At 41.4% G+C, this 14,303-nt stretch carries 15 protein-coding genes; 2 read left to right on the top strand and 13 right to left on the bottom strand.

The annotated features are described in order from the left end of the window. Window positions 1-8: 8 nt before the first annotated feature. The 13 genes from gpJ to CCAL9328_RS07085 form a co-directional block, all read right to left on the bottom strand. Window positions 9-3,932 carry a TipJ family phage tail tip protein gene (gene gpJ / locus CCAL9328_RS07145; protein ID WP_170000352.1) on the bottom strand — a complete coding sequence of 1,308 codons (3,924 nt, stop codon included), beginning with the start codon at window positions 3,930-3,932 and terminating at the stop codon, window positions 9-11. After that, complete coding sequence (locus CCAL9328_RS07140; RefSeq protein WP_170000351.1) at window positions 3,929-4,540, bottom strand: phage minor tail protein L; 612 nt, start codon at window positions 4,538-4,540, stop codon at window positions 3,929-3,931. The genes gpJ and CCAL9328_RS07140 overlap by 4 nt, the downstream gene beginning before the upstream one ends. Then, window positions 4,537-4,872 (bottom strand): hypothetical protein, encoded by a 336-nt coding sequence (locus CCAL9328_RS07135; protein WP_170000350.1) that lies wholly within the window; start codon window positions 4,870-4,872, stop codon window positions 4,537-4,539. Before CCAL9328_RS07135 ends, CCAL9328_RS07140 begins: the two co-directional genes overlap by 4 nt. Further along, window positions 4,856-5,221, bottom strand: coding sequence for a hypothetical protein (locus tag CCAL9328_RS07130; protein ID WP_170000349.1), 366 nt, complete (start codon window positions 5,219-5,221; stop codon window positions 4,856-4,858). The genes CCAL9328_RS07135 and CCAL9328_RS07130 overlap by 17 nt, the downstream gene beginning before the upstream one ends. Then, window positions 5,218-8,088: a tape measure protein gene (locus tag CCAL9328_RS07125; RefSeq protein WP_170000348.1), complete on the bottom strand. Its 2,871-nt coding sequence runs from the start codon at window positions 8,086-8,088 to the stop codon at window positions 5,218-5,220. The genes CCAL9328_RS07130 and CCAL9328_RS07125 overlap by 4 nt, the downstream gene beginning before the upstream one ends. Beyond that, entirely contained in the window at window positions 8,088-8,384 is a 297-nt protein-coding gene (locus CCAL9328_RS07120) for a hypothetical protein (RefSeq protein ID WP_170000347.1), read from the bottom strand. The genes CCAL9328_RS07125 and CCAL9328_RS07120 overlap by 1 nt, the downstream gene beginning before the upstream one ends. Window position 8,385: 1 nt before the next feature. Beyond that, a complete protein-coding gene (locus CCAL9328_RS07115; protein WP_170000346.1) occupies window positions 8,386-8,559 on the bottom strand; it encodes a hypothetical protein in 174 nt (57 codons plus the stop codon). A gap of 74 nt (window positions 8,560-8,633) precedes the next feature. After that, window positions 8,634-9,098, bottom strand: coding sequence for a hypothetical protein (locus tag CCAL9328_RS07110; protein WP_170000345.1), 465 nt, complete (start codon window positions 9,096-9,098; stop codon window positions 8,634-8,636). A 1-nt stretch (window position 9,099) separates the two neighbouring features. Further along, on the bottom strand, window positions 9,100-9,786 hold the full coding sequence (locus CCAL9328_RS07105; RefSeq protein ID WP_170000344.1) for a hypothetical protein: 687 nt from the start codon (window positions 9,784-9,786) through the stop codon (window positions 9,100-9,102). Window positions 9,787-9,853: 67 nt separating this feature from the next. Beyond that, the gene (locus CCAL9328_RS07100) at window positions 9,854-10,204 is read right to left on the bottom strand and encodes a hypothetical protein (RefSeq protein WP_170000343.1); all 351 of its coding nucleotides are present in this window, start codon (window positions 10,202-10,204) and stop codon (window positions 9,854-9,856) included. Window positions 10,205-10,258: 54 nt separating this feature from the next. After that, complete coding sequence (locus CCAL9328_RS07095; protein WP_170000342.1) at window positions 10,259-10,543, bottom strand: hypothetical protein; 285 nt, start codon at window positions 10,541-10,543, stop codon at window positions 10,259-10,261. A 1-nt stretch (window position 10,544) separates the two neighbouring features. Further along, window positions 10,545-11,408 (bottom strand): Mu-like prophage major head subunit gpT family protein, encoded by an 864-nt coding sequence (locus CCAL9328_RS07090; RefSeq protein WP_170000341.1) that lies wholly within the window; start codon window positions 11,406-11,408, stop codon window positions 10,545-10,547. Continuing rightward, window positions 11,409-12,158, bottom strand: coding sequence for a phage protease (locus CCAL9328_RS07085; protein WP_170000340.1), 750 nt, complete (start codon window positions 12,156-12,158; stop codon window positions 11,409-11,411). Between the two features lie 136 nt (window positions 12,159-12,294). Between CCAL9328_RS07085 and CCAL9328_RS07080 the strand changes: the two genes are divergently transcribed. Together CCAL9328_RS07080 and terL are read left to right on the top strand one after the other, a co-directional pair. Then, complete coding sequence (locus tag CCAL9328_RS07080) at window positions 12,295-12,762, top strand: DUF1804 family protein (RefSeq protein WP_170000339.1); 468 nt, start codon at window positions 12,295-12,297, stop codon at window positions 12,760-12,762. Next, window positions 12,759-14,273: a phage terminase large subunit gene (gene terL, locus CCAL9328_RS07075; protein ID WP_170000338.1), complete on the top strand. Its 1,515-nt coding sequence runs from the start codon at window positions 12,759-12,761 to the stop codon at window positions 14,271-14,273. Before CCAL9328_RS07080 ends, terL begins: the two co-directional genes overlap by 4 nt. Window positions 14,274-14,303: the final 30 nt, after the last annotated feature.

The raw sequence follows: 14,303 nt of genomic DNA, 5'->3' as shown, positions 1-14,303 counted from the left end.
CTCATTTTTTAATATCCTTTCACAAAGTAATTAAATTCTCGCGCTACTCGCGCACCGCCGTTAATTATCTCGATCTCAAACCCGTCCTTACTCTCATTTTTTAGCACCGCGTCATCTCCCGAATTAGCGTTTAGTATGGTTATCTGCACTTTTGGGGCAGCGTTGAAATTCGCCTTATAAGAAACGCTTACCGCTTCGCCGTCGCTAGAACTCGCAGAGCCACTTTCATAAATATCGGGCACGTCTATTTTATAACTCCATTTTTTTATTATAGGCGAGCTGAATTTATCTTTTGTTTTTAGTTCCAGCCGCATTTTAAAAGCTTGCGCCAGATACGACGCCCCGTTAATAAACGGCTTAAACTCGCCGTAGTTTTCTCCGTCCATACTAAGAGATATAAACTCGCTTACGTCGATATTTTCACTTTTAAAACCGTCGAAAATTATTAATTCATCTACGTTTGGAATTAGGTCGAAGTTATCAGCGATATTTACGCCGCTAAATTCCAAATCCGAGACTATGCGACAACTAGCCGGCGCGCCTAAAGCGCAAACCTCCCCGCTATCGTAAAATCCGTTTTTCATAAACCCGAACGGAGCGTCGAAGCGGGCTAAATCATCTACGCTTAAAACGTTGTCGAATAGTCCGGCGGAATTTAGACTTAAAATCCCATCAAAGCTTACCGTGTCTTCTTTCTCGCCTATAAAATCAGGGTGCTCCTTACTATAAAACACTACATTTTTATCCAGCCTCTCGGCTTCGTCTATTATCACTCTAGTCGGCTCTAAACTCTCTATAACTGCGCCGCCGATAGTCGTAAATTTGGCTTTTATCAAAAATTCGCCGCTTGTAAAAATCGGTGCGGTAGGCTCGCTTACGCTAGTTATTAGTCTGCTATTGGCCCAATCGCTCCCGCGTCTTATCTCATACGCGATCGCCCTATTTAGATATTGCGCCGCTTGCCAAGCGGCGTAAAGCTCATCGTTTTTATAATACGTATTCACGCCCGTAACATTAGGCAAAGCCGCCGTTTGCGCCCTTAGCGTGGCAGGCTTGCTTTTTACGCCGCTAGTATCTACGGCATAAATTTCATAAAATGCGTCGTTATCCGTTATCGGCGTAGTAAAACTTACCGCTTGAGTAGAGCCCAAAAGCGCGCCGGCTTTAAAAACTTGAAATTCCTTAAAATCAATCGGCGGTTCATAATCCCAGCTTAAAATCCAATCTTGCGTCGTTTCCGTTGCGGTTAAATTTATTACCGATTCAGGCGGATAAAGCTTGCCTAAAACCTTATATTCGCTCTCAATTCTATCCCCGTAAGCGTCTATAATCGTTATATCGTAAGTTACGCCTTGGGCGGCTTTAAATTCCAAAGAGCTATTAAATGTTTTTACTGTCTTGCGCTCTACGCCTTGCGCTTCATAAATTACCGTATAGCTTAGCGCATTGCCCCGCCAAGACAAATTCACGTAGGTTTCAAGGCTTTTATCCGCGCCAAATTTTAAGCTTTCGCTTATGCGTAGGTTACTTAGCCCTAAATTCGAAGAATCAGCTTGACTTATAAACTCTTTATCATTATAGACATCCTCGTTATATTCAATAGCCGTTATATGGCGTGTGAATTCTCCGCCGGTTGAAATTTTTATAATGCGGTATAATTTGCTTACCTTATTGATCTCGCCGATCGAATAAATATCGTATTTTTTATATTCGGCTCCGTTTAAATCCGCTCTTACTTTGTTTGGTGACAAGAATTCATAAATTAGATACTCCCTTATTTCGTTCGTATCGTTTTTAATTTGGATCGCATAGCTTGTAAAGTCTTTAATCTCTATGTCCCTATCAAGCGTGATAATATTATCCTCGCTATCTTCTAAAAGCCTGCCGCTAAAGCCGTATTGGGGTATATCGTGGCTAACTTTTACAATATCGCCGTATCTGCATACTAAACTATCTATATGCGCCTCAAACTCCACCGTCTGCGTTAGGTATCGGTTGCAATTTAGCATAAAGCGTCCGTAGCTCCTAGCTTGCGCCTCATCGGTGCAGCCTACTAAAGTTACGCTGGTTTTATTTAAGACGCGATTGTTTTCAAGCGGAGAGTTTGAGACTGATATTACGCTTGGCTCATACTCTTTATTTTTATCATAGTAAGTTATTTCGATAAAATTCGCTCTATCTACAAGCGGTAAAAAGGTCTGTTTAAACGTTCCGCTTAGGATATTTCCCATACCGAACATAAAGCTTTGAATCGGCACGAGCTCCGCTTTTTCCATTATTACGTCAAATTTGCTTCCGGCTTGAATTACGCTGGCGCGACCTAAAAGCGAAACCGTATCGAGGGCTTTTCGGACGCTTAATTCGCTATCAAATACGATATTGCATTTATAGCCTTTTTCATCGCACCAGCTAGCCCACTCGTCAAAGCCGGGCATTATCCTAGAGTTATCGACTCCGCTATCTTTTAAGATTTGTCTGCAAACTTCGGCTGGATTATCGCTATTTGCGGATACGACGGCGGTTATAGTAGGAGCGTTTCCGTTTAGCTGATCGGTAGCAAGAGCGCGAATAGCTAAAAGCGCAGTCTTTGGATAGATAAAATCATCGCTTATCGTTTCCGTAACATACTCAAGATAACAATCCGAGCCATAGCGGCTAGAGGTTGCCGGAGCTTGGTTAAATTTCGCCCTTACATAATATTTATCAGGGGTTAAATTATCTACTTTAAACGTCTTTCTTATAGCGGCGGTATCGGCTGCGCTTATTATGTTAGACGGCTCATATACTGGAGTTTCCGGGTCTATACCATATCTGGCATAGACTTTTTTGAGTAAAGCGCCCTCATCATAATCCCACTCGCTTACGCCGTCTTTATAAAATTCATAGTGTCCGCTTTCGCCGTCATAATAAACATACTTTTTAAAATCGAACGGCAAAGTATTCTTTATCCACCTGCCGCCCAAAGCTCGCCAGTTTTGATTATCGTTTGAATACTCTATCGTTACGTCTATGGAGTATTGGCTCATACCACCGCTATCGTTCGCATACCAAAGCCCGCGAGGCATTGCTAATGTTACGCTTAGCGCGGTTACCGCGTTGCCGTCGGTTTGGCTTACTACATAGCTTAAGTCGGCGGGTAGTTTTTTATTTACCGGCTTATCGTAATGCGTATCGTTAAAGTGTTTTATTAGCTCTTGAGAGGCTTTCCCATAGCTTACTTCATAGCTTACGCTCTTATAGTGTTCTATCGGCTCATTGTTTATCTTAATATCGCTTACGCCCTTTATCTCGCCGTCGTTTAATGCATAAAGAGCGTTAAAATACTGCTTATCGTCTATGGCTTCGATATAAGAGGCTATTAAAGGCGGTGTGATCTTATGCGTGCCGAATACCTTAGGTATAGCTTGACTTTGCATAGCTTGATTGGTAGCCTTTTGCCAGCCGTAAGTTTGGCTGTTTTTAAAATCCATCTTATTAAAATCAAGCGTATTGTTTGCTCTCGGCATAACGGCGTTTAATAGCAGTCCGCCGGCTAACGCTATGCCGCCGGCAATAAGCGCGGTTCCTAATGCCGTCGTAGTCTCGACGGCTAGTCCCATACCGCCGAATAATGCGCTACCGACCGAAGACCCGTAAGCCGCACCCACGCCAGCGCCTACTACCGCCAAGGCTACCATAGCCACCGCGCCGAGTATCTTTTTGCCGCCTCCGCCTCCGCCTTTTGGCACGATAGCGATATTTACTATGTCGCCGTCTTGCACTTCAAAAAAGCCGTCTTGTATTACGCTATTTTTTGAAATTACCAGCTCGTAAATTTCATCGTCATACTTCAACTCTTTTAAAATTTCATCGATATTCTTATAATTTCCGTGCGTAAGTATGGTTCTATCAAGCGGGGCGAAAACGTTATTATAAGTGATTACCTTACTCATTTTTTATAACCGCCCTGAATTCCTAAAAATCCGCCGAACCTAACGGAATTTCCTTTAGCCCTGCAATCGCTTAAGCTTTTATCGCATTTTACGGCGTCTCCTTTATACCCGCACTCCTCGCCTTTAAATGCAAAGGTGCAAAAGTCTTTATACATCTTTCTCGGAGGATAGCTTAGATTAAAAAGACTGCTCGCTCCAAGATTAAAGGTTATGTATTTTTCATCGGAGCTAAAGTTGGTAAGCTCAAAATTCTCCTCTAAAACGGCTTCACTTAAATCTTTCGTATTTAGCACGTAGATAACGGCTTTTATACTTGAGTTATCGGCTCCGTTTGTTTTTAGGTATTCGTCGTATTTTAATACGTATCGCTCCATCGCGCGCGAAGTATTGTCTATTTGCAAACTAAAGCTCGGGGTTTCGCCCTTAGCCGTTTGAATCTCCCCTATAAAAAAAGGAAACGCTACGTATTCATCGCCTCTAAAAGAGATATTCTCACTATTATTCACTACGCGCACGGTAGGAGTATCGGGGATAAAAATATCCAGCGCGACTAATAGCGCGCTATCGCTAGTTAAGGCGTTTAAATCTTTTATCGTAGTTAGTTTCATACTTCCACCAAATCTATTTTTACGCTGCAATGGTTGGAAAAATTATCGCTTATAGAAAATTTATCCATCGCAAATATGCAAATTCTCTCTACATTCTCTAACGGGTGGGTAAATTTAAAGCTCCGCCCTTGGTTTTCATTAAAAAAGCTCTCTAGTATCGCTAACTGCTCCATAGTTAAAAGCGGGTAGTCTAGGCTGTATTCTCGCTTAGCTCTCGTATATTTCTTGCGGCTTGTCGTATAGCCCGCTTCCGATTGACTCCTAAGCGTAGGATTGATTATGGAGCGGCTTGAACCTACGGCTGGTTTTGGAAAGTTAGGATACGTATTCATAAAAGCCCTCTACTAATTTCTCTAAATTTTTAAAGCGTTCGATCACTGCGCCCGTATCTTTCGTAGTATGCAGAATATGATTTTCATCGACCATATATCCGAAGTGAGTTACGATTTTAGGGTGGTTTATGTCGTAGCGGATAGCTACGCATACGCCTTTTTGCTTTTCTACTCTTCGCCAATTGCTTGAAATTTCTTTTAAAAATTCGTTAAATACCATACCCGAGCGTTCGGCTTTAGATTTAGCCGGCGGAATAATAACGCCGCGCTCTATCTCATACGCCTTTCTTACCAACGCAAAGCAGTCAAGCTCATTAAACGAAACGCCTATTAAGTCTCTTAATTTCATCTGCCGCCCCCTGTTATCATATCTCTCATTCCGCCTTTATTTGTTCTAACAGCCCCTATAACTATGCTTATTACTTGCTCCTCTAGGTTTTGTCTTGAGCTTACGTTGGTTACCGTAGCCTCCTCTCTGGTTTGGTTTATTATCTCTATTTTTAAATTATTTGGAGCGTTTTCACTTTGAACCCTTACACCCAAATCACCGTTTTTTGTGCGAGTAAGCGGCATTATTGCTTCCGGACTTCCGCCGTTTTTTTCGCCCATTACGCCGATATTTGGCACGCCGCCTTTAGCGAATGCGAAAAAAGTCGGCTTGGATACGACGGAATTTACGTATCGGTGCAGATCGGGGCTTGAAAATACGTTGCCTTTTGCAGAATATACCGAGCCGCCCGTAGTTAGCATACCGCCCGTTGAAACGCTGCTTTCTAGCAAACCTTGCGCGCCCGAGCTAGCTCCAAAAAATCCCGATATACTCTGAGATAGAGCGTTCGTAAAAGGCTGAATTACCATCATCCTCATCATCTGATTTGCGATGTCGTTTAAAACCGAGCTTGCTAAATCGCCGAATTTTAAAAATCTATCGCTTGAATAATCAAGAAAGTTGCCCATAGCGTTTTCTAAGCTATTTAACCCGCTTTGCATCACTTGCCCCCAAGAACTAGCGTCAAATAGCTGTTTTTGGTAAAGCTGCTCTTCAAGAGCCATGGCACGGTTATAATATTCGCGCGTGATTTCGCCTTGAGCTAAAAGATGGTTGTATTGAGTGTTCGCACGTTCGTGTTCGATTAAGGCAAGCTCTTGCGCCTTTGCTACTTCGTCATACATTAGCTCCGCCCCGCGCTTACGCAAATCATATTCGCGATCTTTTAAATTTAAGACCGTTTCTAGGTTTTGTTTTGTTTGGGCTTGCAAACGTGATTGCTCTTCTTGCTCGCTTTTTAGAGCAAGCTCAAGCTGCTCGTTTGATATTTTAGCAAGGCTTGAATTTAAATAAATATCCGCTTTGTCTTTACCTACGCCCAAACCAAGCATTTCGTTATATCGGTCAAATACGCGCTGAGTTTTTATCTCAACATCGCTAAAATCAATCTCGGCTATCTCTTTTAGGGCTGATTTTAGTGCATTAGCATTATCTTTAAATTCTTTTATTCCCTTTTGGCTTTTCTGTTTGCCGAAATTCTCATATTCATCGTTTAGCTTTATGATCTTGGCAAGAATTTTCTCTTTAGCGTTTAGATAGTTTCGCTCATTCTCAGAGGTTACGCCCGCTAGCTCGCTAAGTTTTGTTAGGTTATTTATCTCTGTTTTAATAGCGTCTTCAATATCTATTTTCGTCTTTACATTTTTATTGTCGTCAAGAATTTTACCTATAAAGGTATTTGCTTGTAAAAACTGACCTTTTACACTATCGGGGTTTGATAGAGCGTCAATTTGTTCTTGTATAGTCTTAATTTTTTCGCTTACAGCAGATAACTTACCCTCAAATACTCCAGCCCCTTTACTTAGTCCATCAAACGCCTGATCTCTTAGTTCCTCGTTATCAATCTCCTCTTCTAGCCTATGCATCGCATCATTGGTTTTATCTAAAGAGTCTTTTAGCTTATCTTGCTGCGCCGTTAATCTTGCCATATGCGCGTTTAGCTCGTTTATGGTTAGTTTTTTAATCTCATCATTGGTTAGTTCAAGGGATTTTTTAAGCTCCTCGCTACGCTCTTTAGCACCTAGAATATGTGAGCCTAATTGCATCATTATATCTATGCCTATGGCTAACCCTGCAGTAGGTAAAAACCTTAGCATTACGCCTCTTAACGCACTAAATGCGGCTGTGGCTGCCGTTGCGCCTACTTTTAACACGTCCATTACGCCGCTAGCACGCGAGAGTGAGGCTATAAATGAGTTTATATACATTCCGTTCATCGTTTTAGCAAAGACAGTTGTATATAAATTTGCACCTATCGTCGCAAATTTATAAGCCACAAACCCTTCAATTAACAGCCTAATAGCGCCGCTAATTTGCTTAGTATAATCTCCAAGCATACTAAAAGCACCACCTAGCCCAAGCGTTGCGCCGGTCATCGCCTTAGTAAAACCCGAAGCCTCGTTAAGCCTGCCTAAAAAGGACTGAACGTTATTGCCTAGTACGGTCATACTCTGACCGATAGTTATAGGCATCTGTCCGAATTCTTTTTCTATAACCTCTTTTTGCTTATATAGTGCGTTAAATACTACCTCCGTAGTTAGCTTATTTTCCTCGGCAAGTTTTCTAAGCTGTCCTATGGTTATACCCATTCCGTCTGCTATAGCTTGAGCTAGACGCGGGGTTTGTTCCATTACCGAAGCCAGCTCCTGCCCGCGTAAAGAGTTCGCCGCTAGTCCTTGAGATAGCTGGATTAGGGCAGCATTCGCACTTTGAGTGCTCGCGCCGCTTATAATAAGCGATTTGCTTACCGCTTCGGTAACCTCTACCATCTGTTTAGATGAAACCGTGCTATTTTTAAGATTATTTGCAAAGCGGGTATATAAATCGGTAGTCTCGGTAAAGCTTACGCGCGCACTATTTGCTACATTTAAAATTTGCGCACTTAAGGCTTTTAGTTCATCGCTGCTTTTGGTAACTAATTTAAGTCTACCCGTTGCGTTTGCTAACGCATCGACTGAAGCCACGCTCTTATGAAAAGCATCACTTAGTCCGTTTATTGCAAATCCTACGGCGGCAAATTTACCTAAAGTGCTTTTAAGCGCGTTTGCATAGGTATCGACGTTATTTATACTATTGCCAAGCTTATTAACCTCGTTTCTAATAAGCGTTACGTCTTTACTGTTTCCATCTATGGTTATCTTTATTTTTATCTCATTAGATGCCGACATTATTTACTCTTTGCTTGGTTTTTGATATAATGAGATAAAAATAAAGGAGTTAAGATGAATTTGATTGATTTTTTATATAAAATAGTCATTGTTTGCGCTATTTGCATCGCTGCTTTCATAGTAATCGCCATAGCCTCTTTTACTCCGCAAATTGCTATATTTCTAAGTATATTAGCCTTTATCGTTATCGCACCTTTAGCGTTTGGGCTTATTAAAGTCATCTGCTTTAAGTAGTTTAAAACGGCATTAGATAAAAATTTAAATTTTGACATTGTCAAGCTATTATAATTCTTCATCTTACTCCCCTAAATTTCTATTAATCGCACTGCAATAAGCCTTTGAAATTTCAAACATCCATAAAAAATCAATCTTTGCACTTTTGCAAAAGGCTTTTAGCACCAAACTATCACACTCGAAGTATCCGCCGCTTAGTCCTTGCCTTATAACAGATGAGAGGTTTAGACCTCTCATTATTAAAATCTCAAACTCGTCAAGCCCAAACTCTTCGGAGCTAAAGTTTGAGCTTACGCAGGCAAGGACGCGTTCTACTTTTTTTCACGTTCTTTTATGATTGCTTCGTCAATGATTTGTATTAGCTTTAAATAGCTAATACCTTTATTTTCTACGGCTAGCTTTAACGCTTCTATGTCGGTGCCGCTTACGCTCATATCAAAACGCTTTTTAGGTAGCTCTTCAATATCGAATTTCTTGCTCTCAAGCTCTCTAACTTTAACCTTAAGCTGTGTAATCTCATCTATAAGGTCTAAAATTTGAATTGATAAATCAGACTTTTCTTTACCTTCGCTAAGCTTTGCAAGCTCTTTTTTGATTGCCTTTTTCTCTTCTAAAGAGGCTATTTGCTCATTTAATCGCTTTAACTCGTTAGCCTCGTTAGCGATAACTAAAAAGCCGTTTTCCAGCTCTTTTAACTGCTTTTTACTATGCTCGGTATAAAGCAGCTCGTATTTTTCGTCGTCTATTTCAATCGTAAAAGGGAATTTTGTTCTCATATTAGACCTCGTCGGTTAGAGTAAATATAGGCTCGGTTAAAAGCTTTTGAGCTTTGCCGGTTATGGATACCTTTATATAATCCTCTCCTATAACGCCGTACTCGCCGTTAAATCTTAATGCTACTTTTGGGATAATTAGTGCGGCGGCTTTATCGGTTGCTAAGTTTATGCCGTCGACTACTATGCGACCTACGGCTTGACTAGCGGCTTCGGCATTTAGCATCTTAAATTTGTTACTTCTTACTTTTGAGGCAAATTCGCAAGCACTAAAGGCTAAAGCCGTAGCGTCTGCGGTTAATATATAAATCTTGCCGTCTTTTAATACCGGATCGCCGATTTTACCCGTGATATTTGTCGCGCCGTCTATGATCTTGCGTCCGTTATAATAAATATTACCCGCCGCATAAGTCTTTGCGGATACCGCACCGTTAAACACAAGAGCGAGCTTTTCTATATCGATATCTCCGATTTGGGTGCTAAATTCATACTGCACATTTACCTCCACTTCGCTTACCACTTCGCCGATAGTGTTATCGTTACTTAAAAGCTGCTTTACGTCGGAGCTTCTATTTAGCGTAACGCTTTGGTTGTAGCCAAGCACTATTTCATCACCGTAAGTTCCGTCAGAATTTATAGGCGCAAAGCGCACCTCGCCCGAATTTAATCTCGCCACTTTTTGAATAGGCATAGTTTTCTCCTTTAGATAAATGTCCTCTTTGGGACTGCATATACTTGTTTAAAAAAATACAAACACTTTAAGCCGCATCTATTTCCACCTCAAAACCGATTACATAAACATATAGCGTGCTACCTTCAAATTTAGCCGCTTTTATGTCTTTATACCAACTCTGCCCGTAGGCTGCAGCCATTACAAACAACTTGCGTCTTAACTTTTCAAGCTCCTCTAGCATTGTAAAATTATTAGCTTCAAGCGAGTTGGCAGCTATTACCAAGCTAAAATTTGCCGTATCTTTGGCCGCACTTTGCTTTTGGCAACCGTCAAAGATGAGATAAAGTCCGTTTTGATTAATGCTTTCAATAGAATTTATAGTGATTGCCTCGTCAAATTCATTCTTGATAAGCTCAAAAATTTCTCTTAATTTCATTCTATAATCTCGCTTTTTCTACTTCCGTAGGCTACACCACCGCCCGTGCCGTCGCTATTTTTTAGCGCTTGCGCGGCTTTGATTGCGTTTTGAGCTAGCATTATTTGCACCTCCGAGGGCTCCACTTTTAGCAGCAGCATTAGCCGAAACATCGCTAGATCCATCAGATTTGCCGTCGGTATTGTTTTGTTCGCCGTCAGCTCCAGTGCTTCTTGCATCGCTTGAGTTGCTATCTCCTGCGTCACCTCCGAGCGATTGTATAAGCTCTGTTTGGCTCTGCTTAATAGTTTTTGTATCATCTCCTCCATCTAAAAAATCCTCCGCACAATAATGAGCCATATCACACCCCCGTTGATTTATAGGCTAGTTGCCATAACGCATAGCCTGCGTTCATAAAGCTTTTGCAGCCAAATAGTGCGTGATCTTTCATAAATTTATCATCGTTGCTTGACTCAAATAGTCCGTCTTTGGCTACTTGCTTTACAAAAGGCTTTATAGGTTTTGACAGATCCATCAAATACCAGCTTTTATCCGTTATTTCAGGTAGCACAATCAGTTCATATCGTTTATACGTAGCGTTTGTTTCGCCCGCGGTTAGGTTCTCCTTGTTGATAGCGTTGATTGCGGCGGCTAGGTTTTTTGATCCGCAAACAAGATGTGTAGGCACTACGCCCATATTCGCCCCGCTATCACCCTTTATACTTCGCATAAAAGCTTCTGCGGCAATTAAATTCTCGCTTTTTAGCTCGCCTGTGCCAAGATTGGCATACGTGTCACTGCCTACGCTATGATCTGCGGCAAAAAACGCTTTACCGTCATAGCACTTGCCCTTAACGGGATCGGCCGCATCGATTAAAATTTGAGCCACCAACGACCCGCCGAATTTCTTGGCATTTACGGCCATTTGCTCAATTGCGGGTTTAAATAGTCCTACTTTGTCGTACTCAAGATGAGTGTTCGGCACCGTTACCGTTGCTTCATATAGCTTGTTTTCAAGCGCATAGCCAAAATCCTTAAATTTCTTGACATCGCGCTCGCCTACCCACTCTTTCATATTAGGGAAGTTTCCAAGCCATACGTATTTTTCGCTTAGGTCATTGCTTTCTACTCTCGTAGCGAGCAAATCAGCCTCGCTTACGGTGTCGTTAAACGTCTTTTGAAATATGCTCTTAAAGCCTATTGCAGTCTCTTCAAAATGTGCCATTTATAGTCCTTTCTTATATTCTTCTTCGCTTAAGCCAAGTAGTTTGGCCGTCTTTTTTTGCTCGTCGGTTAGCTCCGCCGCGTTCTCGCTCTTTTGCAAATCACTTTTTCCAAACACCTTTAAGGCACTTTCCATCTTTTCCATTCTCTCGTTCATATTTTTTAGATCGGACTGGATAGAATTTAGCGCTTTTGTATTGGCTTGTTCCTCGGTGCTTTCGCTCTTTGTCTCGCCTTTTGACTCATCTTTGGCGGCATTTGCCGCTTTTAACTCGTCAAGCTCTTTTTGCAAGGCTTCATTTTTAGCCTTTAACTCCTCAAGTTCTTTTTCCACATTATCTCCTTTGTGATTTAGTGTATTGTTTAGTAGGTTAGGGCGATTTACCAGCCCGACTGAATCCAGCGCCGTTACGTTTTTGCCGTTTACGTCATATACGGGGCTTAAATAGCGATAAACCCTGTTTTGTATAAGCTCGGTGCCTCTTTGATTTAGCTCAAGCTTGGCATATATTCCGTCATCTCTTAGTTCAAAGCTATCTTTATCAAACCACCCCACCGCGCCGCCGAAGCTATGGTTTTCATCAAGCGGGATATGAAGCGCATTTTTGGCTATGCTTGCAAGTAGAGAATTTCCGTCTATTTTAAAGCCGCGCCCGTCAATGCCTATAACGGTTCCTATCGGGGATACTTTGACAAACTCGTTATCCTTAAAATTTAGTTCCAGTAGCTCTTTACTTTTTACTCCGTTCATTGTGACCTCATTGTTTGATTTGCCGCCATTTTAGAGCTTTTTAGAGCTTATTTCACTCTATATATAGTGTATATAGAGTGATTTTAAAAAAAATTAGACATAAAATAGGCGCGTAAAAATATGTAAAGGTTTTTAGATGGATAAGCAGAGCGCAAAAGATATGTATATCAAAGGGTATAGCGTAACCGATATTGCCAAGACGCACGGTGTGACGCGCCAAACCATATATAAGAAAAAGGCTAAAGACAAAGAAGCCGGCATAGATTGGGACGCTTTAGTGCTTGCAAAAAATAGAGACGCAAAAAGCACAAAGGCTAGCGAAGATAGATTTATAAGCACGTTAATTGAAAGCTTTGAGCGAGCCTTTGAAGAGATAAAGCAGCTTGAACCAAACGAGCAGCTTGAAATTCTAAGCAACTATACCGAGACATATTATAAACTCAAGGCTCCGCTAAAAACAGACCATAAAGCCGTATCTATTGAAGCTGCTCAAAAAGCTATAAACGAGATAGTCGTGATCGCAGAGAAGTCCAAAAACGATGCGGTTACCGATTTTCTATCAAAAAATGCAGACGAAATTTTAGGGCGGATATTTAAAAAATGAGCCAAGATATTGAAAATTTACGCCAAAGGCTAAAAGGATTAAAGCGTATCGCCGATCCGCTTCAGCAAGAGCGTATGAAATCGGCAAAAGCAAGTTTTGCGGATATGGTGCGAATTTATTTTAGCCACCACGTAAAGCTACCTGAAACCTCGTATTTTCGTAATGAATTTTATAAGAACGAAGCAAGCCTAACCGCTAAAAACCGCAATTTGCTTATTAAGGCTTACCGCGGTGCAGCCAAAACAACGCTTATAAGTCGTCTTTGGGTAATTTTTAAGACGGCGGTAAAAGCTCAGAAGAGAAACGTAGTTATAATCTCAGCTACTATCAGTCTAACAAAAAAGACGCTTGAATTTATAAAAAACGAGCTTGAAGAAAACGAGCCGTTTATTCGTGATTTTGCCATTAGCAAGGGCGAAAAATGGACCGAAGAAGAGATTATTTTTTACAGCGGTAAAACCGCATTTAAGATCTCGGCTTACGGCGCAGGCAAAAAGATACGCGGCGAAAACTGGCGCAGCTTCCGCCCCGATCTTATTATAGGCGACGATCTTGAAAACGATGAAAACGTCAAGACAAAGGCGCAACGCGACAAAATTTACGACTGGTTTGAAAAGGTAGTTATGAAACTGCCCGCACGGGGCGACGACACGCATAATATCATCGTGGTAGGCACCACGCTTCATCACGACAGCCTGCTTATGCGCCTTGAAGCAAGGCGTGATTTTAAGACGCTTAGCTTTCCGCTAGTTCGTGCCTTTCCGTCAAATTTAGAAGCGGATATTTGGCAAATGGGCGAGTTTGTCTTAGACGATAGCAGCCTTAGCAAACAAAAATACAAAGATGAATATCTAAGCTCGAGAGCGGCATTTATGAGCGAATATCAAAACGAGCCCCTAAGTAAGGAAGACGCTAGCTTTAGCGGATATGAGACCTTTGAGATTATGCCTCATTGCGACGCTTACTATCTTGGCATCGACCCGGCGCTGGGTAAAGCCAAAGGAGATTATTTTGCGGTGGCTGTTTTAGGATTTTTGGGCGGCAAATTTTACGCCTCGGTGCGTATGTATAAGCTAAAAGCCACTTTGATGATCGATAGATTACTTGAAATTTATCTAAATCTCATCGCACTTAATAGACCGATAAAAATTGCTATTGAAACGATCCAGTTTCAAGAATTTTTTAAAGACACGCTAGAAACAAAAGCACGCGAACTTGGCATTTATTTGCCTATCATAGAGCTTAAAAACAATGTGCCAAAAGAGCTTCGCATCGATAGCCTAGCCCCGCACGTAAATAAGGCTCAAATTCTAATAGATAAAAGCAGTCTAACTTTTATTGATGAGCTTGATACCTATCCAAAAAGCGCGCATGATGACGGGCTTGATGCGCTTGAAATGGCTTGGCGCATTGCAAAAGCGCCGAATTTCGATTATGAAAAAGTAAATAGCTTTCTTGCAAAGCGCAAAGAAAAAGAGAATTTTTTAAAAAAGATATTTGATAAAAACTAATTTTAAGGCGGTTAGAGAGTGGTTAGAATT

It is taken from the genome of Campylobacter sp. RM9328 (genome assembly GCF_012978615.1).
The sequence above is the reverse complement of the archived record's forward strand: the minus strand, read 5'-3'. Positions and strand labels throughout refer to the sequence as shown.

Bases quoted from the DNA above. Each gene is read 5' to 3' on its own strand.
- gpJ (WP_170000352.1), bottom strand. From the start codon at position 3,932: ATGAGTAAGGTAATCACTTATAATAACGTTTTCGCCCCGCTTGATAGA.
- CCAL9328_RS07140 (WP_170000351.1), bottom strand. From the start codon at position 4,540: ATGAAACTAACTACGATAAAAGATTTAAACGCCTTAACTAGCGATAGC.
- CCAL9328_RS07135 (WP_170000350.1), bottom strand. From the start codon at position 4,872: ATGAATACGTATCCTAACTTTCCAAAACCAGCCGTAGGTTCAAGCCGC.
- CCAL9328_RS07130 (WP_170000349.1), bottom strand. From the start codon at position 5,221: ATGAAATTAAGAGACTTAATAGGCGTTTCGTTTAATGAGCTTGACTGC.
- CCAL9328_RS07125 (WP_170000348.1), bottom strand. From the start codon at position 8,088: ATGTCGGCATCTAATGAGATAAAAATAAAGATAACCATAGATGGAAAC.
- CCAL9328_RS07120 (WP_170000347.1), bottom strand. From the start codon at position 8,384: ATGAAGAATTATAATAGCTTGACAATGTCAAAATTTAAATTTTTATCT.
- CCAL9328_RS07115 (WP_170000346.1), bottom strand. From the start codon at position 8,559: ATGAGAGGTCTAAACCTCTCATCTGTTATAAGGCAAGGACTAAGCGGC.
- CCAL9328_RS07110 (WP_170000345.1), bottom strand. From the start codon at position 9,098: ATGAGAACAAAATTCCCTTTTACGATTGAAATAGACGACGAAAAATAC.
- CCAL9328_RS07105 (WP_170000344.1), bottom strand. From the start codon at position 9,786: ATGCCTATTCAAAAAGTGGCGAGATTAAATTCGGGCGAGGTGCGCTTT.
- CCAL9328_RS07100 (WP_170000343.1), bottom strand. From the start codon at position 10,204: ATGAAATTAAGAGAAATTTTTGAGCTTATCAAGAATGAATTTGACGAG.
- CCAL9328_RS07095 (WP_170000342.1), bottom strand. From the start codon at position 10,543: ATGGCTCATTATTGTGCGGAGGATTTTTTAGATGGAGGAGATGATACA.
- CCAL9328_RS07090 (WP_170000341.1), bottom strand. From the start codon at position 11,408: ATGGCACATTTTGAAGAGACTGCAATAGGCTTTAAGAGCATATTTCAA.
- CCAL9328_RS07085 (WP_170000340.1), bottom strand. From the start codon at position 12,158: ATGAACGGAGTAAAAAGTAAAGAGCTACTGGAACTAAATTTTAAGGAT.
- CCAL9328_RS07080 (WP_170000339.1), top strand. From the start codon at position 12,295: ATGGATAAGCAGAGCGCAAAAGATATGTATATCAAAGGGTATAGCGTA.
- terL (WP_170000338.1), top strand. From the start codon at position 12,759: ATGAGCCAAGATATTGAAAATTTACGCCAAAGGCTAAAAGGATTAAAG.